Annotated in this window: 22 protein-coding genes, 1 tRNA gene and 2 pseudogenes; 16 read left to right on the top strand and 9 right to left on the bottom strand. The window is 58.3% G+C overall.

Translation table 11 applies throughout. The features are described 5' to 3' along the window. Positions 1 to 44: 44 nt before the first annotated feature. From rpoE to ACM530_RS02485, 4 genes are all read left to right on the top strand, one after another. Positions 45 to 626: an RNA polymerase sigma factor RpoE gene (rpoE, locus tag ACM530_RS02500; RefSeq protein ID WP_003172477.1), complete on the top strand. Its 582-nt coding sequence runs from the start codon at positions 45 to 47 to the stop codon at positions 624 to 626. Between the two features lie 32 nt (positions 627 to 658). Further along, positions 659 to 1,246 (top strand): sigma-E factor negative regulatory protein, encoded by a 588-nt coding sequence (locus tag ACM530_RS02495; RefSeq protein WP_003172479.1) that lies wholly within the window; start codon positions 659 to 661, stop codon positions 1,244 to 1,246. A 16-nt stretch (positions 1,247 to 1,262) separates the two neighbouring features. Then, positions 1,263 to 2,225, top strand: a complete 963-nt coding sequence (locus ACM530_RS02490) for a MucB/RseB C-terminal domain-containing protein (protein ID WP_416364197.1) — start codon at positions 1,263 to 1,265, stop codon at positions 2,223 to 2,225. A 234-nt stretch (positions 2,226 to 2,459) separates the two neighbouring features. After that, positions 2,460 to 3,899 carry a DegQ family serine endoprotease gene (locus ACM530_RS02485; protein ID WP_145162895.1) on the top strand — a complete coding sequence of 480 codons (1,440 nt, stop codon included), beginning with the start codon at positions 2,460 to 2,462 and terminating at the stop codon, positions 3,897 to 3,899. Between the two features lie 55 nt (positions 3,900 to 3,954). Here the strand turns inward: ACM530_RS02485 and ACM530_RS02480 are convergent, their stop codons facing one another. Next, positions 3,955 to 5,388, bottom strand: a complete 1,434-nt coding sequence (locus ACM530_RS02480; protein WP_200623290.1) for a M48 family metalloprotease — start codon at positions 5,386 to 5,388, stop codon at positions 3,955 to 3,957. A 95-nt stretch (positions 5,389 to 5,483) separates the two neighbouring features. On the opposite strand from ACM530_RS02480, the gene ACM530_RS02475 reads away from it, so the two are divergent. Next, positions 5,484 to 5,723 carry a sulfurtransferase TusA family protein gene (locus tag ACM530_RS02475; protein WP_010212198.1) on the top strand — a complete coding sequence of 80 codons (240 nt, stop codon included), beginning with the start codon at positions 5,484 to 5,486 and terminating at the stop codon, positions 5,721 to 5,723. 31 nt (positions 5,724 to 5,754) lie between these two features. After that, a complete protein-coding gene (locus ACM530_RS02470; protein ID WP_242194081.1) occupies positions 5,755 to 6,825 on the top strand; it encodes an AI-2E family transporter in 1,071 nt (356 codons plus the stop codon). Between the two features lie 36 nt (positions 6,826 to 6,861). Here ACM530_RS02470 and ACM530_RS02465 read toward each other — a convergent pair whose 3' ends face one another. Continuing rightward, a complete protein-coding gene (locus ACM530_RS02465; protein ID WP_145162901.1) occupies positions 6,862 to 7,335 on the bottom strand; it encodes a peroxiredoxin in 474 nt (157 codons plus the stop codon). 14 nt (positions 7,336 to 7,349) lie between these two features. Then, positions 7,350 to 7,910 carry a glycine cleavage system protein R gene (locus tag ACM530_RS02460; RefSeq protein ID WP_003172487.1) on the bottom strand — a complete coding sequence of 187 codons (561 nt, stop codon included), beginning with the start codon at positions 7,908 to 7,910 and terminating at the stop codon, positions 7,350 to 7,352. A gap of 273 nt (positions 7,911 to 8,183) precedes the next feature. Here ACM530_RS02460 and dapA point away from each other — a divergent pair, with 273 nt between their 5' ends. From dapA to ACM530_RS02435, 5 genes are all read left to right on the top strand, one after another. Then, positions 8,184 to 9,062 carry a 4-hydroxy-tetrahydrodipicolinate synthase gene (dapA, locus tag ACM530_RS02455; RefSeq protein ID WP_106577012.1) on the top strand — a complete coding sequence of 293 codons (879 nt, stop codon included), beginning with the start codon at positions 8,184 to 8,186 and terminating at the stop codon, positions 9,060 to 9,062. A gap of 17 nt (positions 9,063 to 9,079) precedes the next feature. Further along, entirely contained in the window at positions 9,080 to 10,195 is a 1,116-nt protein-coding gene (gene bamC, locus ACM530_RS02450; RefSeq protein ID WP_106577011.1) for an outer membrane protein assembly factor BamC, read from the top strand. A gap of 4 nt (positions 10,196 to 10,199) precedes the next feature. Beyond that, a complete protein-coding gene (locus ACM530_RS02445) occupies positions 10,200 to 10,958 on the top strand; it encodes an MBL fold metallo-hydrolase (RefSeq protein ID WP_119738968.1) in 759 nt (252 codons plus the stop codon). A 27-nt stretch (positions 10,959 to 10,985) separates the two neighbouring features. Then, positions 10,986 to 11,699 carry a phosphoribosylaminoimidazolesuccinocarboxamide synthase gene (gene purC, locus ACM530_RS02440; protein ID WP_016971341.1) on the top strand — a complete coding sequence of 238 codons (714 nt, stop codon included), beginning with the start codon at positions 10,986 to 10,988 and terminating at the stop codon, positions 11,697 to 11,699. An 83-nt stretch (positions 11,700 to 11,782) separates the two neighbouring features. Then, a tRNA-Ser gene (locus ACM530_RS02435) sits at positions 11,783 to 11,872 on the top strand. A 74-nt stretch (positions 11,873 to 11,946) separates the two neighbouring features. On the opposite strand, the pseudogene ACM530_RS02430 reads toward ACM530_RS02435, so the two are convergent. Then, positions 11,947 to 12,187, bottom strand: a pseudogene (locus tag ACM530_RS02430) (type II toxin-antitoxin system RelE family toxin); the annotation flags it as partial. 266 nt (positions 12,188 to 12,453) lie between these two features. Between ACM530_RS02430 and ACM530_RS02425 the strand changes: the two are divergent. The 3 genes from ACM530_RS02425 to ACM530_RS02415 are packed head-to-tail and all read left to right on the top strand — an operon-like array spanning position 12,454 to position 13,965. Further along, a complete protein-coding gene (locus tag ACM530_RS02425; RefSeq protein ID WP_416364196.1) occupies positions 12,454 to 12,939 on the top strand; it encodes an Hcp family type VI secretion system effector in 486 nt (161 codons plus the stop codon). Then, positions 12,936 to 13,667 carry a DUF4225 domain-containing protein gene (locus ACM530_RS02420; RefSeq protein WP_416364195.1) on the top strand — a complete coding sequence of 244 codons (732 nt, stop codon included), beginning with the start codon at positions 12,936 to 12,938 and terminating at the stop codon, positions 13,665 to 13,667. The genes ACM530_RS02425 and ACM530_RS02420 overlap by 4 nt, the downstream gene beginning before the upstream one ends. After that, positions 13,657 to 13,965, top strand: coding sequence for a hypothetical protein (locus ACM530_RS02415; protein WP_369300688.1), 309 nt, complete (start codon positions 13,657 to 13,659; stop codon positions 13,963 to 13,965). Before ACM530_RS02420 ends, ACM530_RS02415 begins: the two co-directional genes overlap by 11 nt. 287 nt (positions 13,966 to 14,252) lie before the next feature. Here ACM530_RS02415 and ACM530_RS02410 read toward each other — a convergent pair whose 3' ends face one another. Beyond that, positions 14,253 to 15,479 (bottom strand): MFS transporter, encoded by a 1,227-nt coding sequence (locus ACM530_RS02410; protein WP_416364194.1) that lies wholly within the window; start codon positions 15,477 to 15,479, stop codon positions 14,253 to 14,255. 274 nt (positions 15,480 to 15,753) lie between these two features. Between ACM530_RS02410 and ACM530_RS02405 the strand changes: the two genes are divergently transcribed. Further along, positions 15,754 to 16,008, top strand: coding sequence for a hypothetical protein (locus ACM530_RS02405; RefSeq protein WP_242194070.1), 255 nt, complete (start codon positions 15,754 to 15,756; stop codon positions 16,006 to 16,008). Positions 16,009 to 16,101: 93 nt separating this feature from the next. Here ACM530_RS02405 and ACM530_RS02400 read toward each other — a convergent pair whose 3' ends face one another. The 4 genes and pseudogenes from ACM530_RS02400 to ACM530_RS02385 form a co-directional block, all read right to left on the bottom strand. Then, positions 16,102 to 16,965 (bottom strand): methyl-accepting chemotaxis protein, encoded by an 864-nt coding sequence (locus tag ACM530_RS02400; protein WP_410017206.1) that lies wholly within the window; start codon positions 16,963 to 16,965, stop codon positions 16,102 to 16,104. Continuing rightward, positions 16,957 to 17,712: pseudogene (locus ACM530_RS02395) on the bottom strand (MCP four helix bundle domain-containing protein); the annotation flags it as partial. The pseudogene ACM530_RS02395 and the gene ACM530_RS02400, both read right to left, overlap by 9 nt. 159 nt (positions 17,713 to 17,871) lie before the next feature. After that, complete coding sequence (locus tag ACM530_RS02390) at positions 17,872 to 19,077, bottom strand: EAL domain-containing protein (protein ID WP_416364193.1); 1,206 nt, start codon at positions 19,075 to 19,077, stop codon at positions 17,872 to 17,874. Between the two features lie 108 nt (positions 19,078 to 19,185). Beyond that, positions 19,186 to 22,797 carry a transporter substrate-binding domain-containing protein gene (locus tag ACM530_RS02385; protein WP_416364192.1) on the bottom strand — a complete coding sequence of 1,204 codons (3,612 nt, stop codon included), beginning with the start codon at positions 22,795 to 22,797 and terminating at the stop codon, positions 19,186 to 19,188. 176 nt (positions 22,798 to 22,973) lie between these two features. Here ACM530_RS02385 and ACM530_RS02380 point away from each other — a divergent pair, with 176 nt between their 5' ends. Next, a complete protein-coding gene (locus ACM530_RS02380; RefSeq protein ID WP_145162913.1) occupies positions 22,974 to 23,600 on the top strand; it encodes a response regulator transcription factor in 627 nt (208 codons plus the stop codon). Positions 23,601 to 23,744: the final 144 nt, after the last annotated feature.

Raw genomic sequence — 23,744 nt, 5'->3', positions numbered from 1 at the left:
CGTTTAGTTATGCAAGCCTCCTCCAAGTACAACGAGGAGTGTTCATGCTAACCCAGGAAGAGGATCAGCAGCTGGTCGAGCGCGTTCAACGCGGCGACAAGCGAGCATTTGATCTGCTAGTGCTGAAATACCAGCACAAAATTCTCGGGTTGATCGTGCGTTTTGTGCACGACACCCATGAAGCGCAGGACGTTGCACAGGAAGCCTTTATCAAGGCATACCGTGCACTTGGCAACTTCCGCGGTGATAGTGCGTTTTATACGTGGCTATACCGCATCGCCATTAACACGGCGAAGAACTATCTGGTGTCTCGCGGCCGCCGCCCACCAGACAGTGATGTAAGTTCAGAAGATGCAGAATTTTATGATGGTGATCACGGCCTCAAAGATCTCGAGTCGCCGGAGCGTGCATTGCTGCGCGACGAGATCGAAGGCACCGTTCATCGCACAATTCAGCAACTTCCAGAAGATTTACGTACGGCGTTAACTTTACGTGAATTCGATGGTCTGAGTTACGAAGACATTGCGAGTGTCATGCAGTGTCCGGTGGGGACTGTGAGGTCACGGATTTTCCGGGCCCGGGAAGCCATCGATAAAGCCTTGCAACCGTTGTTGCAGGAAAACTAAAGACAGCGGCGACAGCCAAGAGAGGAACCGCCATGAGTCGTGATGCCCTGCAGGAATCGCTGTCCGCAGTGATGGATAACGAAGCGGATGAACTGGAACTTCGTCGAGTGCTCAATGCATTTGATGATGCCGAAACCCGTGATACCTGGTCTCGTTACCAAGTCGCTCGGGCGGTGATGCACAAGGATCTTCTAATCCCTCGTCTGGATATTGCTGCGGCCGTTTCTGCTGCGCTGGCTGATGAAGCCGTTCCGGCAAAAGCTGCTCGTGGTCCATGGCGTAGCCTGGGTCGTTTGGCAGTAGCTGCTTCGGTAACTGTTGCCGTGCTGGCCGGTGTTCGCCTGTACAACCAGGACGAAATAGCCGGTGCCGAACTGGCCCAACAGACTCAGCAACCGGTCATGGCCGGTCCGCAAGTCAAAGGTCCAGCAGTGCTGGCCGGCTATAAGGAAAGCTCCGATACCACCGGCCCTATGGCTAACGGTGTACTGCAAGGGCAATCCGGCTGGCAGGATCAGCGTCTTCCAGGCTACCTGCGCCAACACGCACAGGAATCGGCTTTGAAAGGCACTGAAAGCGCTCTGCCATACGCTCGTGCAGCAAGTCTGGAAAACCGCTAAACCGTTAAGGAGCCCTATGCGCGCCATACCGCTCCTTACGCTTTTGCTCAGTGGTTGTTTTGCACTATCCGCCCACGCCGACGAAGCCCAAGACTGGCTGACTCGACTTGGGCGTGCAGAACAGCAGCAAAGCTTCGAAGGTACGTTCGTCTATGAACGTGACGGCAGTTTCTCTACCCACGATATCTGGCACCGTATTCAAGACGGGCATGTCCGAGAGCGGCTCTTGCAACTCGACGGATCAGCTCAGGAATTGGTGCGGGTAGACGGTCGAACCCAATGCGTCAGTGGCGCTCTGGTTGCCGGCCTGGGTAATTCGCCCGAAGCGCCATCGCGCGCCCTTGATCCGCAAAAACTCACTCAACTCTACGAATTGGCCGTCATTGGCAAATCTCGCGTAGCCGGTCGAAATGCGGTGATTATCTCGATCACGCCGCGCGATCAGTATCGGTATGGTTTCGAGTTGCACCTTGATCGTCAAACTGCGTTGCCGCTCAAATCCTTGTTACTTAATGAACAGGGACAATTGTTGGAGCGTTTCCAGTTCACTCGACTAAACACGTCGGTCGCGCTCTCTGACCGAGACTTGCAGCCCAGCGGTGATTGCGCACCTATCGCGCTTGCCAATAGCAAGGCGCCTGAAATCCCCGCCACCCATGCGTGGCATTTGGATTGGCTGCCTCCGGGGTTTCAGCTCACCAGCAGTACTGCACGCAAAGATACCCAGACCAAGTCCACTGTCGATAGCCTGATGTACGACGATGGGCTGGCACGTTTTTCGGTGTTTCTTGAGTCGACCGATGGCGCAAGCGTGAGCGAAACCCGTACTCAGCTGGGCCCGACCGTTGCCGTATCGCGCCGCTTGAACACGGTAGAGGGTGAAGTGATGGTGACCGTTGTGGGCGAAATCCCCATCGGCACTGCCGAACGCATCGCGCTGTCGGTGCGCGGTGAAAAAACCGCTGCCGCAAAGCCGTGAGTCGTTAATCCTATGTTCATCCTGACCTTTCAATGTGAGCCTGTGCTTGGTTGGAGGCTGGAAGCATGAAACTTCAGGATCAGTATTTTCACTTGCAAAAAATCCCCATGTTTTTTATAGGTCAGGGCTTGTCGGCCCTGGCCTTGTTTTGTTCGCGGAACAAAGATGTCGGTCGCACTTTTCGGCGTTTCTTGAACCCTGTCGCTCAACCCTGCTCGTCGTAACGGGAGCTGTATGTCGATACCACGTTTGAAGTCTTACCTATCCATAGTCGCCACGGTGCTGGTGCTGGGTCAGGCCGTGTCCGCGCAAGCGGCCGAATTGCCTGACTTCACCCAACTGGTGGAGCAGGCCTCGCCTGCCGTGGTGAACATCAGTACCACGCAAAAACTGCCGGATCGCAAAGTCTCGAACCAGCAGATGCCCGATCTGGAAGGCCTGCCGCCAATGCTGCGCGAGTTCTTCGAGCGTGGCATGCCGCAACAGCGTTCCCCGCGTGGCGGCGGCGGTGGCCAGCGTGAGGCACAGTCCTTGGGCTCGGGCTTCATCATCTCGCCTGACGGCTACATCCTCACCAACAACCACGTGATTGCCGACGCCGACGAGATTCTTGTGCGCCTGGCTGATCGCAGTGAGTTGAAAGCCAAGCTGATCGGCACCGACCCACGTTCCGACGTGGCCTTGCTGAAAATCGACGGCAAAGATTTGCCGGTACTGAAACTGGGTAAATCCCAGGACCTGAAAGCCGGCCAGTGGGTAGTAGCGATCGGTTCACCGTTCGGCTTTGACCATACCGTCACCCAGGGCATCGTCAGTGCCATTGGCCGCAGCTTGCCAAATGAAAACTACGTGCCATTCATCCAGACCGACGTGCCGATCAACCCGGGTAACTCCGGCGGTCCGCTGTTCAACCTGGCGGGCGAAGTGGTCGGGATCAACTCGCAGATTTATACCCGCTCCGGTGGCTTCATGGGGGTGTCCTTTGCTATTCCGATTGACGTGGCCATGGACGTTTCCAACCAGCTCAAGAGCGGTGGCAAGGTCAGCCGTGGCTGGTTGGGCGTAGTGATCCAGGAAGTGAACAAGGACCTGGCTGAGTCGTTCGGTCTCGATAAGCCGGCCGGTGCCCTGGTCGCCCAGATCCAGGACGACGGCCCGGCTGCCAAAGGTGGCCTGCAAGTCGGTGACGTGATCCTGAGCATGAATGGCCAACCGATCATCATGTCGGCAGACCTGCCGCACTTGGTCGGTGCACTCAAGGCCGGCAGCAAAGCCAAGCTGGAAGTGATTCGTGATGGCAAGCGCCAGACCGTTGAGCTGACCGTTGGTGCGATCCCGGAAGAGGGCGCCACCCTGGACGCTCTGGGCAACGCCAAACCGGGTGCCGAGCGCAGCAGCAATCGCCTGGGCATTGCCGTGGCTGAGCTGACTGATGAGCAGAAGAAAAGCTTCGACCTTAAAAGCGGCGTAGTGATCAAGGAAGTGCAGGACGGCCCTGCCTCTCTGATTGGCCTGCAGCCAGGTGATGTGATCACTCACCTGAACAATCAGGCCATCGACTCCACCAAGCAGTTCACCGACATCGCCAAGGCGCTGCCGAAGAACCGTTCGGTGTCGATGCGTGTCTTGCGTCAAGGGCGTGCGAGCTTCATTACCTTCAAGCTGGCCGAGTAACTTCCAGGCCAATAAAAAGCCCCGCGAAAGCGGGGCTTTTTATTGGGCGATGTATTTAGCTCATCATCCCTTTTACCAAGCGTTCCTGCTCGATCAGCTCACGCTGGCGCGCGTCGATACGAGAGGACAGCGGGAAGTTGTTGCCGGCCCGGCGCTTGGCAAAATCCAGTTGCTGAATGGCCTGCTGGAAGTCGCCTACCAATGCAAAGTACTCGGCTCGGGCTTGATGCAAGCCAATGATGTTGCCGGACAGTCCGCGTGTCTCGGCGACCTGGTACCAGACGTCGGGGTCATCGGGGCGGGATTTGAGCAACGCATCCAACGCTTTCTCCGCATCGGCGGTTCGGTTCTGCTTAAGCAACAAGTCCACGCGCACCTGGTTGAGCGGGTAGTTGCCGGGGTACTGGGTGAGCATCCGGTCAGTGCGTTGCTGGGCATCCGGCAAGCGGTTGTTGGTGATGTCCAGCTCGATTTGCGCCAGGTTGTACGTGATGTCATTGGGCGCCTTGGCCAGCAGCGGTGCCAGGGTTTCCCGCGCTTCCTTGAGTTGAGTGCCCTTGATCTGGGCGATGGCCAGGCCATAGCGAGCCACATCGTTTTTAGGGTTCTCGTCCAACTGCGCCTGGAAGCGTTTGGCCGCAAGACCGGGCGTATCCTCGTATTGCAACTGCACGCGCGCGCGAATCAGTTGATAGCGCAGGCTGTCTTCCTTGCCGCCGGGTTTGGCTTGCTCGGCGCGGTTACGGGTGTCGGCGATCCGTGATTCGGTAACCGGGTGAGTCAGCAGGAACTCCGGTGGCTTGGCGTCGAAGCGATATTGACGCATCAGTCGTTCGAACATGGTCGGCATGGAGCGCGGGTCGTAACCGGCTTTTTCCAGGTTAAGAATGCCGATACGATCAGCCTCCTGTTCGTTCTGACGGGAGAACCGGCGTTGCTCCTGGATGGCTGCCGCCTGGCTGCCGGCAATCGCGGCAATGCCGGCATCACCCGCACCCGCTGCCGCAGCGATGATGCCGCCGAGCAAAGCGGCCATCATCGGGATCTGCATGCGCGACTGCGCTTCCACACCGCGGGCGAAGTGGCGCTGGGACAAGTGAGCCAATTCGTGGGCGAGTACCGAAGCATATTCGCCTTCGGTTTGCGCGTTGAGGAACAAACCGCCGTTGACCCCGACAATCCCACCGGGGGCGGCAAAGGCGTTGAGTTGTGGGCTGTTGATCAGGATGAACTCCAGGCGCCGGTCATTGACCTGACTGGTCTCCACCAGCTTGTACACGCTGGTTTCCACGTAATCCTTGAGTTGTGGGTCATTGAGTTGCGAGACCTGGCCGCGCAGGTAGGCAAGCCAAGCACGGCCCAACTGGTATTCCTGTTGTGGCGAGACAATGGCAGAACTGGCGTCGCCAAGTGACGGCAGGTCGTCAGCGAAGCCCGGAGAGGCCAGCAGGCAGGCCAGCGTCAGCAGGGTAGGGCGCAAAAAAGTCATGCACAGAGCCTTTCGACAAAGAGCTTACTGTAGCCGGACACTGAGCTTCGGACCAGATATTCTAAGCACCCCAAACGCGTGCCCGGAGTAAAACCATGACCGACGCTGTAGCCTTTGATGCCGAACTCGATGCCAGCGGCCTCAATTGCCCGTTGCCGTTGCTTAAGGCCAAGCTGGAACTCAATCGATTGGCCAGCGGCGCAGTGCTCAAGGTGATCGCCACGGACGCAGGCTCCCAGCGTGATTTCCGCACGTTTGCCAAGTTGGCTGGCCACACCCTGTTGCATGAAGAAGATGCCGCCGGTGTATACCGCTATTGGTTGCGCAAGGCCTGAACCGTTTGCCCCTACCGCCCGAGGTTGATTGATGTTCAAAGTGTTACGAGACTGGATTCAGCGCTACTTCTCCGATGAAGAAGCCGTGGTGCTGGCGGTCCTGCTGTTCCTGGCCTTCACCGCCGTACTCACCTTGGGCGGCATGTTGGCACCGGTGCTGGCCGGGATGGTGTTGGCTTACCTGATGCAAGGCCTGGTCACCACGCTGGAGCGTATGCGTTTGCCGGGCGGGGTCGCGGTAGGGTTGGTGTTTGCGTTGTTCATGGGGCTGTTGGTGGTGTTCATCGTGGTGGTGCTGCCGTTGCTGTGGCATCAACTGATCACGTTATTCAACGAGTTGCCGGGCATGCTCGCCAAGTGGCAATCGCTGTTGCTGCTGTTGCCGGAACGCTATCCGCACCTGGTGTCGGACGAGCAGGTGCTGCAGGCCATCGAAGTGGCGCGCGGCGAGATCGGAAAGTTCGGGCAATGGGCGCTGACCTTTTCCCTGTCGAGCCTGCCGTTGCTGGTCAACATCATGATCTATCTGGTGCTGGTGCCGATCCTGGTGTTCTTCTTTCTCAAGGACCGCGCGATGATCGGCCGCTGGGTAAGCGGTTACCTGCCGCGTGAGCGAGCGTTGATTACCCGGGTGGCGGAGGAAATGAACCGGCAGATTGCCAATTACATCCGCGGCAAGGTCATTGAGATCGTCATCTGTGGGGGCGTCACCTACATCGCTTTCGTCGCACTCGGCCTGAACTACGCGGCATTGCTGGCGTTGCTGGTGGGTGTGTCGGTGGTGGTGCCCTACGTCGGCGCGGTGGTGGTAACGGTGCCGGTGATGTTGATTGCGCTGTTCCAGTGGGGCTGGAGTGATCAGTTCATCTACCTGATGGCGGTGTACGGCATTATCCAGACCCTGGACGGAAACGTACTGGTGCCGTTGCTGTTCTCGGAGGCTGTCAACCTGCACCCGGTGGCGATCATCTGTGCGGTGTTGTTATTTGGCGGGCTGTGGGGGTTTTGGGGTGTGTTCTTTGCGATTCCCCTGGCGACACTGTTCAAGGCCGTACTGGATGCGTGGCCGCGGCAAGAACCGGCGGTGGCGCCTTTGTTGTAACGAGGGGGGCGAACACCCGGTGTTCGCCCCAACGATTCAAGCCTTGCTCAGCGCCTGCGCCGCCGCCAAAACAGCGTCCACATGCCCTGGCACTTTCACGCCACGCCATTCCTGACGCAGCACGCCGTCCTTGTCGATCAAAAAGGTGCTGCGATCAACGCCCAGGTATTCCTTGCCGTAAAGCTTCTTCAGTTTGATCACATCAAACAACTGGCAAACCGCCTCGTCCTTGTCGCTGATCAGCTCGAAGGGAAATTCCTGCTTGGCCTTGAAGTTTTCGTGGGACTTCACGCTGTCGCGCGACACGCCAAACACCTCGGTGTTGGCGGCCTTGAACGCTGCGTACTGGTCCCGAAAGCCCTGGCCTTCGGTGGTGCAGCCCGGCGTGCTGTCTTTCGGATAGAAGTAGATCACCACTTGCTTGCCCTTGAGGGCTGCGAGGCTGAAAGTCTGGCCGCTGGTGGCCTGGGCTTCGAAATCGGCCACGGGTTTATCGATGACTACCGGCATGGATAGATACTTCCTTACATTGGGTTCTGTGGGCGCCATGGCTCGATCAAGGCGTCGAGATTCAGGGCATCGGCGAAATCCAGGAACTGGTCACGCAACCAACTGATCTGCACGCCCGCCGGCAAGGTCACGGTAAACGTGGCGTTGAGCATGGTGCCGCCGGTCTGTGGCGCCTGGTAGGTGTCGCAGGTCAGGTTCTCGAGCTCGACGTTGTGGTCGATAAAGAACTGGCACAGTTCGTTGACGATGTCCGAACGGTAAGCCGAGCTGACGTATGCCACATAAGGCAGAGCCTGCGGGCGGTTTTCCAGTGCGGCGCTGCGCACTACGTTGACGGTGAAGTCATGCTTCTTGGCCAGGCCCGGCAGGCCGGTTTCCAGACGCGCCAGGGCGTCCCAGGTGCCGGAAATCTGCAGCACCAGCGCGCTGCACTCGCCATGGCGCGTGAGGCGGGAGGTTACGACGGCGCAGCGGTTTTCATGGCTGGCGCGGCACAGGACGTTGGTCAGCTCCATGGGGTTGGCGCCGAGGGCACTGATAACAAGGAATTGTTCGCGAACTGTGGGGGTGGACATGCAGCCTTCCTAAAACGATGAGCGGTCGATACGGTCAGGGCTGTATCGATCAAAGGATGAAGGGTAGCGAAAACCGCCGCCAAGGGATAGGAGGTGGCGTTTTCATTGCGTGATCGGTCTGATTTCAGCGTGCTTCAAGGCACGCTTTGAGCCAATGATGGCATTGCCCATCGTTTAGTTGCCCCAGAACGCATCCTCAGGCGGTACTTCGCTTGTACAAGCATCTTGGCGCCAGTACCATTACGGCTCTCTTTTTCCGGCAGGAGCGGTTGCATGATTGCGGGCAGTATGGTGGCACTGGTCACACCCATGGATGCACAAGGTCATCTCGACTGGGATAGCCTGGGCAAACTGGTGGACTTCCACCTGCAAGAGGGCACCAACGCCATTGTGGCGGTCGGCACCACAGGTGAGTCGGCCACACTGGATGTGGAAGAACACATTCAGGTGATCGAATTCGTGGTCAAGCGCGTCGCGGGCCGTATCGCCGTGATCGCCGGTACGGGCGCCAACTCGACGCGTGAAGCGATCGAGCTGACCAAAAACGCCAAAAAAGCCGGCGCCGATGCCTGCCTGCTGGTGACCCCGTACTACAACAAGCCGACCCAGGAAGGCCTGTACCAGCACTTTCGCACCATTGCCGAAGCCGTTGATATCCCGCAAATCCTGTACAACGTACCCGGCCGCACTGCCTGCGACATGAAGGCCGAGACCGTGATCCGCCTGTCCACCGTGCCGAACATCATTGGTATCAAAGAAGCCACCGGTGACCTGCAGCGCGCCAAGGACATCCTGGCCGGCGTGAGCAGCGACTTCCTGGTGTATTCCGGTGACGACGCCACGGCTGTCGAGCTGATCCTGCTGGGGGGCAAAGGCAACATCTCGGTGACCGCCAATGTCGCCCCGCGCGCCATGAGCGAGCTGTGCGCCGCCGCCATCGCCGGTGATGCCGTGACCGCCCGCGCGATCCACGAGAAGCTGATGCCGCTCAACAAGACACTGTTTATTGAATCCAACCCTATTCCCGTGAAATGGGCGCTGTTTGAGATGGGCTTGATGCCGGACGGTATCCGTCTGCCGCTCACCCGGCTCAGCGAAGCCTGTCACGAACCGCTGCGACAGGCCCTGCGCCAGTCCGGCGTCCTGGTTTAATTGAGGAAGCACTACGCATGAAGCGATTGGCCGGACTTTCCGCACTTGCCTTGATTATCTCCAGCACCAGTGGCTGCGGTTGGATTTGGGGCCCGGATGGTTACTTCCGTGACCGCGGCAGCGATTACCTGGAAGCACAAGCAACCAAACCGATGCAACTGCCGCCGGACGTCAATGTCGCCAAGCGCCTTGACCCGTTGCTGCCTATCCCGCGCAACGTTGCCGACGACACCACCAAGGGTGAATACGTGGTGCCACGTCCACAGCCGATCTCGGCCGTGGCTGATGCCAGCGACTACAGCCTGCAGAAGAGCGGCGACAACCGCTGGATTATCGCCCAGCGCCCACCTGCCGAAGTTTGGCCAGTGGCGGTGCAGTTCTTCCAGGACAACGGTTTTCGCATTGACCAGCAACGCCCGCAGACCGGTGAATTCACCACTGCCTGGCAGCGCAGCAGCGAACTGTCCGCCAACATGGCCCAGCGCCTGCAGGCCGGCGGTGTAGCCGCCGACAGCGAAGCCCGTGTGCGTGTGCGCATCGAGCCAGGCGTGCAGCGCAACACCAGTGAAGTCTACGTGGTCAGCGCCGAGCGTCCTGCCGGCAGCACCGCCGCTGTCGATTTCACCCCACGTTCGGTCAACATGGGCGTGGACGCCGCGCTGGTCGACGAGATGCTGGCCAGCATGAGCCGTATCTCCGAGAAGGGCGGTTCGGTGTCGCTTCTCGCTGCGCGTGATTACGACACGCCTAACCGCGTCAGCCTCACCGAGGACGGCAGCGGCAACGTGGTGCTGAACCTGGGTGAAGACCTCGACCGCGCCTGGGCCAGTGTCGGCCGCGCGTTGGAGAAAGGCCCATGGCGCGTTGAAGACATCAACCGTAGCTTGGGTCTGTACTACATCAACGTGGCTGAAAAAGCCGAGAAGAAAGACGACGAGCCAGGTTTCTTCGGCAAACTGTTCGGCAGCAAGCCGACCAAGGAAGAAGTCGAAACCCGCGCCGAGCGCTACCAGATTCGTTTGAGCAAAGTGGGCGAAAGCGTGCAAGTCACCGTCGAGAAAAACATCAACACCGTTGCGCCGGCTGAAACAGCGCGCAAAGTGTTGGGCGTGATTCAGGACAACCTGGGCTGATCCAATGCGTTTTGCCGTTCTCGGCAGCGGTAGCCAAGGGAACGGCACGCTGGTCGCCCACGACGACACGTACGTGCTGGTGGATTGTGGTTTCTCGTTAAAAGAAACCGAGCGGCGCCTGCTGCGGCTGGGGGTTCACCCCGCGCAGCTGAGCGCGATTCTAGTGACCCACGAACATGCCGACCACGTGCATGGCGTGGGTTTACTGTCTCGGCGCTACAATCTTCCGGTGTACCTGAGTCGCGGCACACAGCGCGGGATGCGCAAACCCATAGAACCTGCAGGTTTCCTGGCCGGTGGCGAACAGTTGCAGATTGGTGCGTTGAGCATCGATGTGATTGCCGTTGCGCATGACGCCCAGGAGCCCACGCAGTACGTATTCAGCGACGGGGAGCGACGTTTTGGCGTGCTCACCGACCTGGGTTCCTACTGTTCCAAGGTGCTGGACGGATACCGCAATCTCGATGCATTGATGATCGAGTCCAACCACTGCCGAGACTTGCTGGCGCGCGGTCATTATCCGTACTTCCTCAAGCAGCGGGTGGGCGGCGAGCTGGGACATTTGAATAACCATCAGGCGGCGTACCTGGTGTATGAGTTGGGCTGGCAAGACCTGCAGCACCTGGTCCTGGCCCACCTGAGCAGCAAGAACAACCTGCCGCAGCTGGCCCGGCAATGTTTTGTCGACACCCTCGGGTGCGACCCGGACTGGCTGCAACTGGCCGATCAAGATTCAGGGCTCGACTGGCGACACATCGCCTAGCCCACCATTTAGCAAGCGGAGCCCATCATGGAAAAACGTGAAGAACTCTACCGCGGCAAAGCCAAGTCGGTGTACAAGACCGACGACGCCAACCGCCTGATCCTGCTGTTTCGCAACGACACCTCGGCGTTCGACGGCAAGCGCATCGAACAGCTTGACCGCAAAGGCATGGTGAACAACAAGTTCAACGCCTTCATTATGCAGAAACTTGAAGCGGCCGGCATTCCGACCCAATTCGACAAGCTGCTGGGCGACAACGAATGCCTGGTCAAGAAGCTCGACATGATTCCGGTTGAATGCGTCGTGCGTAACTACGCCGCCGGCAGCCTGGTCAAGCGTCTGGGCGTGGAAGAGGGCCTCAAGCTCAACCCTTACACGTTTGAGCTGTTCCTGAAGGACGACGCCAAGGGCGACCCGTTCATCAACGAATCCCACGTCGTGGCATTCGGTTGGGGCACCGCTGAGCAACTGGCACGCATGAAAGAACTGTCGCTGAAGGTCAACGAGGTGTTGAGCAAACTGTTCGACGACGCTGGCCTGCTGCTGGTGGACTTCAAGCTGGAATTCGGCGTATTCCACGACGGCTCCATCGTCCTGGGCGACGAATTCAGCCCGGACGGCTGCCGTCTGTGGGACAAAGACACCAAGAAGAAGATGGACAAAGACCGCTTCCGCCAGGGCCTCGGTGACGTCATCGAAGCTTACGAAGAAGTCGCCAATCGTCTCGGCGTACCGCTTTAATCGACGCAAGCATCTGATAGCACGGAAAAAAATCGCTTTTGGGGTTTGCTTCCGCGAAACACACTGTTATGATGCGCGCCGTTGGAGAGATGCCAGAGTGGCCGAATGGGACGGATTCGAAATCCGTTGTACCTTCACCGGTACCTAGGGTTCGAATCCCTATCTCTCCGCCATCACATAGAAAAAGCCCCGTAGCTGAATAAGCTACGGGGCTTTTTTGCGTTGGCTTATAAATCGGCCGCAGGCTCAATCGCTCAGTTGCTTTCCGGTAAACCTGATCACGATCTGGTTTATCAACGGCCGCTCCAGCGACGGTGATTTTCTGATCAGCCACCTGAAAAATTAGCCTGGCTGCTGCGTCGCTTGAGCTGTAGCCATCAGGCATCCCATGTAGGCGATTAGCGTCAATCCGGAGATCTTCAGTACTTACGCGTGAGCGACTGACGAACGGTATCGCCAAGTTTTTGCCATTCCTTCAATGGCTTGATCTTCCTCGGTCATCAGAACACCCGAGGACAACTGCCAACCAATCCTGATTGAAAGCAGAGATAGGTAACTTCTTCATGGCGTGTAGTTACATCGTGAAAAGGCTAATCCCCGACCTACCGATGCGATCAACGCCATTTATGACGACGACAGTGCGCTGAAACCAGAAGTCTCAGATTTTTCTGAGAACCGGACGCGTCCTACACGTGCAGCCTTGATCGCTGTAATAGTCTACTCAGCCGAATGGTTGAGTACGAGAAGGTTACCCATGGCGAACACTGGTTATATGTCGATCACCGGTAAGGTTCAAGGATTGATTTCAGCGGGTTGTTCAAGTCAGGAATCGATAGGTAATAAGTGTCAGCCGGGCCATTTAGATGAAATCATGGTGCTCTCATACAGCCATAACATGGCGAATATTGGCAACGTGAACAAGCCGACGCATAGCCCAATTGTGCTAACAAAAAATGTTGATAAATCGTCACCCTTACTCGCTCAAGCGCTTTCAAGTAGAGAGGAGATTGAATGTACGATTAACTTTTATCGAATATCTTCCTTTGGACAGCAGCAAAAGTTTTACTCAACCTCCATTGAAGGCGGTGTTATCACAGACCTGACGCTGGATATGCCGCATGTCATTTTACAAAACGATGCCGAACCACAGGAACATTTAGCGATTCGTTATCGGAGCATCACGTGGGCTCACCACCTTGCTGGCACAACAGGCTATAGCGCTTGGGGAGGCGATGAGTGAAACCGTTAACTGACAGAACGGATGGCGATAGGTCCGGCACTTGTGATTTTTGGCAGGTCAGTCGTGCTGGGAGCATTCTGGCTAACCAGGCGTGTACCGTAAGCGCACGGCATATCAAAGATGGAGTTCTGCGACTGCAGTTCAACCGTGAGGTAGCGTTTTTCGCGAGAAGCATCGTCCGCGATGTGGAGCAGGGTAAAAAGTCCTCAGTGCAGGGTATGAGGGAGCTGGAAAGCGAACAAAAAAGCCTGCTTGAGCAAGCACGGGATGTCGCACAAAAAGGTGTCGGGGTGATTGCCGGTGCACTGCAGTTCGCGACAGGGGCAGGCATTTGCTACGTGTCCTTCGGCACGCTATGCCTGGTCGCTGGAGCGCCGCTGATCGCGCACGGAGCGAACAACGTCTATGAGGGGGGACGAAATTTGTGGGAGGGCCGCTCGGACACTCAAGGGCCGTTACGCAAGGGATACCATGAAGTTGCCAAAGCAATGGGCGGTGGTGAGTTTGAAGGAAATATGGCGTACGGAGGCGCAGATTTATTGATGTCAGCATATGGAGCAGGTCGATTGGTATTGAAGCCTGACTCCTGGCGTCTGTTTCGTTATGTTCGAGCCGATTACCAGCGTGGATACGTCGACACAAGTAAAGCCGCCTTGGTACTCGATGCTGCAGCTGATATAAGCACCATAAATGTCTTATATAAAGAGTATAAAGAAAATGGGCGCTGACCAGATTCTTGTCACTACCATTTATTTTTTTATTTCTTTTTTAGGATTTTTATTTTGGCGTTCAATCAGTAAGCATTATTCTGGTGATAACTTTACTGTTAAGTCGTTTTGGATATGCCTTGTTGGTGTTTTACTGTGGGGGGCGGCTCAGTCTAGTGTGGCGCGCCATGGCTCGTTATTATTTTTTTCTTCACCCTTGGAATTTCTGGAGCATAACGATTTGGTTCGATGGATTGCTTTCATTAGTTGGCTTCTTCAGGGGATATGTATTCCTAGCAAAACAATGCGCAACCCTTAGCTTGCATGCGTTCTGATCCGGCTTGTCTGAGCGACTGAGAAGGATTCGAGCCTATTGCCCGCAGCTATTCGCATCGAAACAACCCTTGCCAACAAGACCCGGACAACATCCACTCACCAGTGATCATGCACCTCGCTTAATTGAACGAGAACACCCAGGCGCTAGTGGAAGCTGTGTTGGAGCGCAATTCCCCGACAGGTACACCCACCCAATAATCCGCTACCTCAGAAACTAAAAAAGCCTGCTGAGCTCAACGCCCAGCAGGCTTTTCCGTCATTACTCCATGGTCAGCCGGGCTGGGCCACCAAGCTATTGCTCACATTGCGCCCCAGTACCAACACCGTCACAAACCCACAGCCGACCAACGCCGTCGCCAAACTCAACAACACCGAGCTGCCCATCTGATCGACGATCCGCCCGCCAAAGAATGAACCCAAGGCAATGATCACTTGGAACAAGGCAACAAACAGGGGCATGCCGCGTTCGACATCCTTGGGTGCCACCACAAACATCCAGATACTGGCGCAGGCCGGGAAGGCGCCGAAGGCGAAACCCCACAGCCCGATCAACATCGCGGCACCGGTCATGCCGGTGGCGAAGTAGGGGAACAGCGCGGTGCTGGTGCCGATCATCAGCGCGACCAGCAGCAAGGTGTAACGGACGCTGCGGTTGGCGGCGAAACCGGCAAAGACATTGCCCATCACCCCGGCCACACCATAAAGCAGCAGCAGTGAGCCAATCGTCGGGCCGTCAAAGCCGGAGCTGTTTTTGAAGAAGGGCGCCACATAGGTGTAAGCCGCAAAGTGCGCCAGCCCGATCAGCAAGACTGCGATCAACCCGACCCGTGCTTGTGGGTTGATGAACAAGGCCGGCAGGTCGCGGACCTCAATGGCTTTTTCCGGGGTAAGGCGTGGCAGCAGGAGGACCTGCGCCAGCAACACCGGCACGCCCACCAGCGCGGTCACCAGAAAGGTCATGCGCCAGCCCATCAGGCCACTGAGCCAGGTGCCAACGGGCACGCCAAGTACGGTGGCCAGCGTCACTCCCATCATGATGATCGACGTGGCCTTTGCTACGCCCACACCCTTGGGTGCCAGGCGTCCGCTGAGGGCGATTGCCGTCGCCCAGAAGCCGCCGATGCTGATGCCCAGCAGTACACGGCCGAACAACAGCACGCTGAAATCGCTGGCGTAGGCCACCACCGAGTTGGCGATGATCATGATCAGCGTCAGGCCGATCAGCAGGTAACGACGGTCCATGGCGCCAATGCTGACAGACAGCAACGGCGCGGCGAGGGCAGCCATGATGCCGGGCAGGGTCACCATCAGGCCGGCGTGGCCGGCGCTGATGCCGAGGTCGCTGGCAACGTCGTTGAGTACGCCCACCGGCAGAAACTCACTGGTCACCAGGGCGAAGGCGCCCACGGCGACTGAGAGAATCGCCAGCCACTGCTGTTTGACACTCTGTTGATTATGTTCGGGAAGGCCGCTGGGGGCCGGGCTGGCGCTTGGCATGGTGTTGGGTTCCATAGGGACATGTCGCCTGAAACAGGCGAAGGGAAGGGAGAGTGGAGGCGATTATAGGAAGCGGGTTGGGCAATCACACAGGCGAGCGTTTCGATAATAACCATCAGTGCAATCGATTAGACGCCTTACATCACGCTTGCGCCTTTCGTACCGGTTTCCCAAACGTTGCCTACAGGCAGCGCGTTGCGACCTGTTCTGCAACTCACTATCGTGGTCCAGCGATTTTCAGGTAGGAAATCCCACCCAGCAAAGGACCTGCATCATGAGCAAAAACACCAAGAAAACCTCCGGCAAGATGGCCACCTTGGCGGCGCAAACCCTCAATAATCCAATCGCCTCGGCCCTTGCCAAAAGCCTTGCCGCGTCGGCGTTGGCCCAGAGCGGTACAGACAAGCAGACGAGCGCCGAGATGGAGGAGAAAGCAGCGAAGGCGCTTCAGAGCGATAAATACAGCGACCAGACCAAATCCCTCGCTGCCTCGGTCCTCTCCCAGGCCAATAGAGAACGCGGAAGCTGAGTTAACAACGCCGCCAAGGCACAAGCCCTGTAGCTGAACACGCTACAGGGCTTTTTCGTTTCCGGCGTTTTGTCCCAGCAGCTTGAAGCGGGCTTAAACCACGAACTTCGCAATCATCGTGTTCAGGTCAACCGCCAGGCGCGAAAGCTCCTGACTGGCGGCGGTGGTCTGGTTGGCCCCGGCGGCCGTCTGGGCCGACAGATCGCGGATATTCGTCAGGTTGCGATCCACCTCCCGGGCCACTTGCGCCTGCTCTTCGGAAGCGCTGGCGATGATCAGGTTGCCTTCTGTGATGCGCGTGATTGCATGGGTGATGCGCTCCAGCGACTCGCCCGCACAGTGGGCCACGGTCAGTGTCGAGCGCGCGCGTTCATTGCTGCTGTGCATCACCGATACCGCCTGGGTCGAACCCTTCTGCACCCCGCTGACCATCTGCTCGATTTCCTGGGTCGACTGCTGGGTCCGATGTGCCAGGGCCCGGACTTCGTCGGCCACCACGGCAAAACCGCGTCCGGCTTCACCGGCGCGGGCGGCTTCGATGGCCGCGTTCAGCGCCAGCAAGTTGGTTTGTTCGGCAATGGCGCGGATCACGTCCAATACTTTGGTGATGTCTTGGACGCTGTCGGCCAGGCTCTGGATTTCTTCGGTCGCCGACGTCACTTCCTCGGCCAGCAAAGAAATCGATTCCACGGTGTCCATCACGTGGCTGCGACCGTTGCCTGCCATGGCATCACCGTCTCGGGAGGCGTCGGCAGTGCTGATGGCGTTGCGTGCGACCTCATCCACGGCTGCGGTCATCTGGTTGACCGCTGTGGCGGCCTGTTCGATTTCACCGTTCTGTTCGTGCAAGGCCCGTGTGGATTCCTCAGTGACCGCCGAGAGTTCTTCCGCCGCGGACGCCAGTTGATTGGACGAGTCGGTAATCTGGTGGATGGTTTCGCGAAGGTCCGACTGCATGGTTTCCAGCGCACGCAGCAACTGCCCAGGCTCGTCGTTGCCGTCCACCACAATCGACACAGTCAGGTCGCCCTTGGCCACTTGCTCGGCGATACGCACCGCCTGGTGCAAGGGCAGCACGATGCTGCGGGTAAACAGCGTGGCCAGCAGTGCGGTGAGGAATGTCGCCAGTGCCATGGCGATGAATACCCATTTCACTGCGCCGTGGTACGTGGCGTCGGAGCTCGTGGCCGCGTCGTCGGCTTCCTGAATATTGATCGACAGCAGGTTCGCCAGCTCGGTCCCAAGCTTGTCGCCCAAAGCGATCAGTTCGCCATTGAGCAGCGCGATAGCCTGTGGGTGTTCGCCGTTGGCGGCCAGAGCCAATACCTGTTGCTGGACCTGCAAGTATTGTTCCTGGGCCGACTTGAAACGTTCGAACGTGACTCGCTCGGCGTCCACTGTGAGCTTGCTCGCGTACTGCGCGTTGTCGGCCTGAATCTGTTCGCGCAGCTGCGAAAAAGCCCGTTGGCTGGCCTTTACCTGCTCGGCGCTGTCCACCAGCATCACCCGGTAGGTCGCGGCGCGGATCTCGGACACGGCGGTTTGCAGGTCGCCCAAGGCGAGGATGCTGGGCAGCCAGTTTTTGTCGACTTCATCCGACTGGCGAGCCATGTCACGCATCTGGCTCAAAGAGAACAGGCCCAGCAATACCGCGAGCAGCCCGACCAGGCCGAAGCCAAAGGCCGAACGCAACGCTATTTTCATCTTTCTTAAACTCATGAACTCCCCCGGTGATAGGAAAAAAGAGCGGTTTCAGCCTGCGGTTGTCCACGCGAAAGCGCAGGAGGCACCGGCTGCACCTCTCAGTTGGTTTGAATGTTTTCTAAGGCGCCAGTCAGCGGTGGTGACCGGCGTTGAGCGTCATCACAAGCGCTGCGTGATGGCGTTTCTGCCGATCAGCCATGGCAACAGGGTGTGTGCAGGCATTGGGCGAGCAAGCAGGTAGCCCTGGCCGGTTTCACAGCCGAGGGTTATCAGGATGTCGCGCTGTTCAACGGTTTCAATGCCTTCAATCACCACACCAATGTTCAGCTCGCGCGCCAGGGACAAGACGCTTGAGATCGCTGCACGGCTGCGCGGCTCCGAAGACAGGTCGCGAATAAATTCGGCCTGTATTTTTATTTCGTTGAACGGCAGGCTGCACAGGCGCTGCAATGACGAATAGCCGCCGCCGAAGTCGTCGATGGACAACCCGCAGCCCATCATGCGTAGGCGCACCATGTTTTCCAGGCTGATGGAGCCTGGGTCGAGCGTGCCGGTCTCGGTCATTTCAAACGACAGGCTGCAACCGGGCGCGTCGAAGCGCTTGAGCAGCAGGGCCACGTGCGCACTCATCTGCGGGTTGGCAAATTGGCTCGCGTTGACATTCACCGCGAAGGTGAGTGACACCTCAGAAGCCAGTGCTTCCTTGCGCAGCGTCAGGCATTGATCGATCTGGCGATACAGCAAACTGTCCATCAGGCCGTGGCGTTCCAGTACCGGAATAAATGACGCGGGCGCCAAGACGCCCTGCTCAGGATGATTCCAGCGTGCAAGCGCCTCCACGGAGGTGACCTGCAATGTCCTGATGTCGAATTTCGGTTGATAGAAGACCTCCAGCTCGCTGTTCTCCAGTGCGCTGAGCACCTGGTGTTCGTTGGTCTCACCGGCAACATGCAGCGGGCAGGCTGGGTGCGAGTCGTCGTCCAGGTACTTGCCTGCCAGTCTTTTCAACTCGTGCTCGTGCAGCGGTTTGCACAACTGGCCGAGTACCCGCAGACCGAGCAGTGTCGCCATATGACTGATGGCCTGGCGCAAGTCCAACGCGATACTGCTGGTGATAACCACCGACTTCAGCGCGTGCCGTTGGCTTGCGCGGCGCAGGAAGGTAATGCCGTCCATGCCCTCCATGCAGATATCGCAGAACGCGATGTCTACCGGCCCGTTGCTTTCCAGCAACTGCAGCGCCTCCCAGCCGCCAGAGGCTTCAAGAATGCGGGTACAGCCCAGATGAGCGAGGAGCATCACGGCGTAACGGCGCTGTACTGGCTGGTCCTCCAGGATCAGGACGCGAAGGGTGGACAGTGGCATCTGAATAGCTCATCGAAATTCTCAGACGCTAGATTGCCAAAAGGGAGTGGCCTTTTAATGGCGAAACCCCTTACGTCTTTGCAAGAAATTTCTTAAGCGGGTTGGCGCTTACGCCTGCGCAGAGTCCTCCTGCAGCAGCGCCAGCAGTTGCCGCATGCACGTTTGCACGGCGGCGGTCGAGGCAATCAGGTCGGCTCGCTCTGCGCCATTCGCACAGTGGGCCTCAAGGTTTTCGCAGGTGAGGATCAGCTGTTCGTAGCGGATAAGCCTTGCCCCACCTTTGACCCGATGAGCCACGTGAGCCAAATGCTGTCGGTCGTCGCACGCCAGCAGCTCGGTGAGCTGTTGCAGGTCGGCGCGGGTGCTCGACAGCAGTTCTTCACGCACGGTTTGCAGCGCCGATAACTTGCCCGGAACCAGCGTTTTCAAATGGGCATCGAGTGAGGCGATGGTCAGCTCCGTGCTCGCCTCGCTGTCGAAGTATTCGGTTTGCAGTGGCTGCAGCCGTGCACTCAGTTGCTCCAGGCTGATGGGCTTGAACAGGCAGTCGTCCATGCCGGCCTCCAGGCAGCGCTGTTTTTCTTCGGCGACGGCGTTGGCGGTGAACCCCAGCAACAAGCAACCGGGTTCGCCTCTGGAGTGCTCCGCCTGGCGAATCGCCTGGGCCAATTGATAGCCGTTCATGCCTGGCATGTCGCAGTCTGTCACCACCACATCGAACGGCTGCGCGTTCCACAAGGCCAAGGCCTGAACACCGTCGCTGGCTTGCTGAACGTCGTGGCCCAAATAGGACAGTTGTTGTGACAGCACCAGGCGATTGGCGGCGTAGTCATCCACGATCAATACGCTCAGCGCCAGGCCCGGCGTCATCTCCAGCGCCACGTCGGCCGGCGGCGAAGGAAGGTCTGCGGCAGGCAGAGCGAGCTTGACCGTAACCTGCGTGCCTTTGCCGGGGGCGCTGGTTAACACCAGGCTGCCGCCCATCATTTCGATCAACGACCGGCTGATGACCAGCCCCAGGCCGGAGCCTTGCTGCTGATTGCCGGCCTGGCTGAACGGCGCGAACAACTGCTGCTGATCGGCTGCGCAGATGCCCACGCCGGTGTCCACGATACTCACCGATAACTGCATCGGTTGGTTGGCGTCAGCCGGTTGCGCGTGGGCGCTGATGCGCACTTCACCCACGGCGGTGAACTTGATCGCATTGCTCAACAGGTTGGCAATAATTTGTTTGAAGCGCAGGGCATCCATCAGCACATTGCGGTTGACGGCCGGATCAATCTCCAACGTCAGCGTGATGGCCTTTTCACGTGCCAGGCCGTCGAACACACGCGTCACCGCGTTCAACAACAGGTGCGGGTTTGCGCCCTCGAGCGTCAGGCTTTGCCGGCCGGATTCGATGCGGGCAATGTCCAGTACGTCGCCGATCAGCGCCAGTAATTCCTTGGCAGCGCCCGACGCTACATCGATGGCGGCGCGGTCGAAAATGCCGTGTTCAGACTTGCGCGCAGCCATTTCCAGCATGCCGAGCACGGCGTTCATCGGGGTGCGGATCTCGTGGCTGATGGTCGCCAGAAACGTGGTTTTGGCCCGGTTGGCGTTATCGGCTTCCTGCTTGGCGGCGTGCAGTTGTTCGACCAGGCGCTGGCGGTCACTGACGTCGACCCAGCCACCGATCAGGCCGTCGACACGGCCTTCGCTGCCGCGAAAAGGCAGGATCCAGTGATAGATGGTGAGTACTTCGCCGCTGCGCAAGACGATCTGCCGGTCACGCAGCAAGGGTTCGTCGGCGTCCATGACAGCGAGGTAGTCGCGGTGATATTCCAGGGCCTGCTCCTGGCTGGAGAGCAGGCTTTGCATCACGGTGGTGCCGAGCAACTGTCGCTCGTCCTCAACGCCAAAAACCTCGCGATAAGCCTTGTTGCACATCAGCAACCGTGCCTGGCGATCCCTTACATAAGTAGGGTGGGGCATGCCGTTGATCAGCACTCGATCGAATTCAAGCCTGGCACTGAGTGCCCGCTCGGCAAGCTTGCGGCGCAGCACTTGGCGGCGCAGCAACACAATCCATACACACGCACTCAGCAGCAGCACGGCCGCCAGCGCGAAGCCCTGCAGGATTGCTGCCCGGTGTTTGCTCCAATAGCTGTCGTCGAGCACCACCGGGCTGCGCCAGCGATTGGTCAGTTCGTCCATTTCCTCAGGCGAGATGCTCAGCAGCGACTTGTTGAGGATCGAGAGCAATATCGGCGAGGAGTGATCCACCGCAAACGCCAACTGCGCAGCACGGGCGCCGACGGTTGCGCTGATCTTCAATTGGTCGGGGTAGTTTCGGGCAATCAGATAACGTGCGCTGACCAGGGTGCTGACACAGGCCTCGACACTGCCTTTGGCGAGCATTGAAAACGCATCGGCGAGGCTTTGCGCTTCGACAATCCGCACCTGCGGAAACTGCCGTTCAATCAGCTCCCGGCTGGCGTTGCCCTTGATGATCGCCAGGCGTTTGCCCGACAAATCCTGCAAGTTGTTCGAGCTGTCGGCGTGGTTGCGCGTGACCAGCACAAACGGGGTGGACAGGTACGGCCGGCTGAAACTGACGCGTTGTTCGCGATCAAGGCTTGGGGTCAATGCCGCCAGCATGTCAGCCTCCCCGTGGTTGACACGGGTGATCATCGCGTCCACCGAGCCGCCTTTTTGCGGGTCGAATTTCAACCCGGTCCTGAGGCTGATTTTGGCCATCACGTCGGCACTCAGGCCGCGGAAACGGTCGTGCTCATCAAAAAAGGTGAAGGGCAAAAAGTCTTCATTGACCACCACTTTCAGGCGCGGATGGTGCGCCAGCCAGCGTTGCTCCTCGACGCTGAATTGCACTTGATGAGTGCCCGAGATGCTCACGCCACCGGCGTTCCAACGGCGCGCAATGGCCATCTGTTCACTGGCGGGGATGGCTTGCAGCGCCGCATTGATCAGGTGCAGGAGTTCACTGTTCTGGCGAGTGGCGGCGAACGAGAAGTTATTGACTTCCATGCGCGAGAAATCCACCAACTGCACGTTATTCAAGTAACTCTTGTTGATCAGGTAACTGGCGCTGACCGAGTCCCCCAGGTAAACGTCAGCCTTGGAAAAAGCCACTGCGCCTACCGCGTTGAGGATCGAGGGATACAGCTTGAACGTCGCGTGCGGATAGAACGCCTGAACCGTACTCAGCGGCAAATAGTGTTCGACCATGGCCACTGTTTTACCCGCCAGGGTGGGATCGACCAACGGCGAATCATGGGTGCGCGCCACCAGTGTCGGCTGGTCCAGGGTGTAGGGTTCGGACAGGCGAAGGTCCGGGTCTGCGCGTTCAAAATCGTTGGCTGACGCCAGCAGGTCGATCTCACCGCGTTTGAGCGCCTGGATAACCGCGCCGCGGTTGGGGTAGCGCTGCACCTGGATTTGTACCGACAGCAGTTGGCCGATAAGCGCCAGGTAGTCCGCACTGATGCCCTCGAATTCGTTGCTGTGGTTGTTGATATCAAAGGGCGGATAGTCGGGCTCGGACGTGCCGACACGCAGCTGTTTTTGCGTACTCAGCCACGTCAGATCGGCGCGGCTCAAATGCGCTTGGCCCTCCTGCACGCTGGACCGGCCCAACACGGTTAACGTGACGGGCGAATCGGCCGCCCATGCCATGTGAGCACTCGCCCATAACACCAGCAGGGCTGCGAACAACTTCAAATCAAAGGTCCTTAATGCGTAAAAGAGAGGGCGCAACGGCGGCGCTTTATGCGCGCAGCGCCATTGTCCACCCACTGAGTAGCCTGTCCGGAATTGGGTAGTGGCACTAAAGCACTATGGTACATTGTCGGCATTATTGCCGACAAAGCCCGACTAATTCCCGAGGAAAGCTGCAGATGTATAAAGTCCTGGTGGTCGATGACCACCCTTTTATCAGGACCGCGCTGCGTACGCTCGTGAGTGAGGAAGGTTATGAAGTTGTGGGCGAGACCGACAATGGCGTCGACGCCATCAGCCAGGTCCGTCAACTGACCCCGGACCTGGTGTTGCTGGACATCACCATGCCGCGCCTGGACGGCATTGCGGTGATCGAAAGAATCCGCGCGCTTGAGTTGAACACCCGGATCATCGTCCTCACCTCGCTTTCCTCGGAGCACTACGCCACGCGTTGCATCAGCGCCGGGGCCTCGGGGTTCATCAGCAAGACCGATGAACTGAGCGTACTGGCCCAGGCCATGAAAACCGTGATGAAGGGCTATGTCTATTACCCGGAAACGGTGGTGGCGTTTTCGCGCAAACGCGCATTGGCCGTGGATGAGGCGCAACTGATCGCCTCGCTGTCCAACCGTGAACTCTCGGTATTTCAGCAGTTGTCCCGAGGCATGAGTAACAAGGACATTGCCCAGAATATTTTGCTCAGCAGCAAGACGGTGAGTTGCTATAAAGCGCGTTTGCTGGCCAAGCTCAATGTGAAATCGGTGGTGGACCTGGCGGACATTGCCAGGCGCAATAATCTGATTTAGCCGGCGATGCTCGTCAGCGGTGACGGCTATGCACCCTGCAAAACGCTGGCGCCGCGTCGTACCTGTTCATAGCCAAAACCCGCGCCACGTCCTCTTCGAATAAATTTTTCGCGCCTCATCGAATAACCTGCGCCGCTGCGGTGT

This window comes from Pseudomonas sp. NFX183 (assembly GCF_047943075.1).
Lineage (GTDB): Bacteria > Pseudomonadota > Gammaproteobacteria > Pseudomonadales > Pseudomonadaceae > Aquipseudomonas.
The sequence above is the reverse complement of the archived record's forward strand: the minus strand, read 5'-3'. Positions and strand labels throughout refer to the sequence as shown.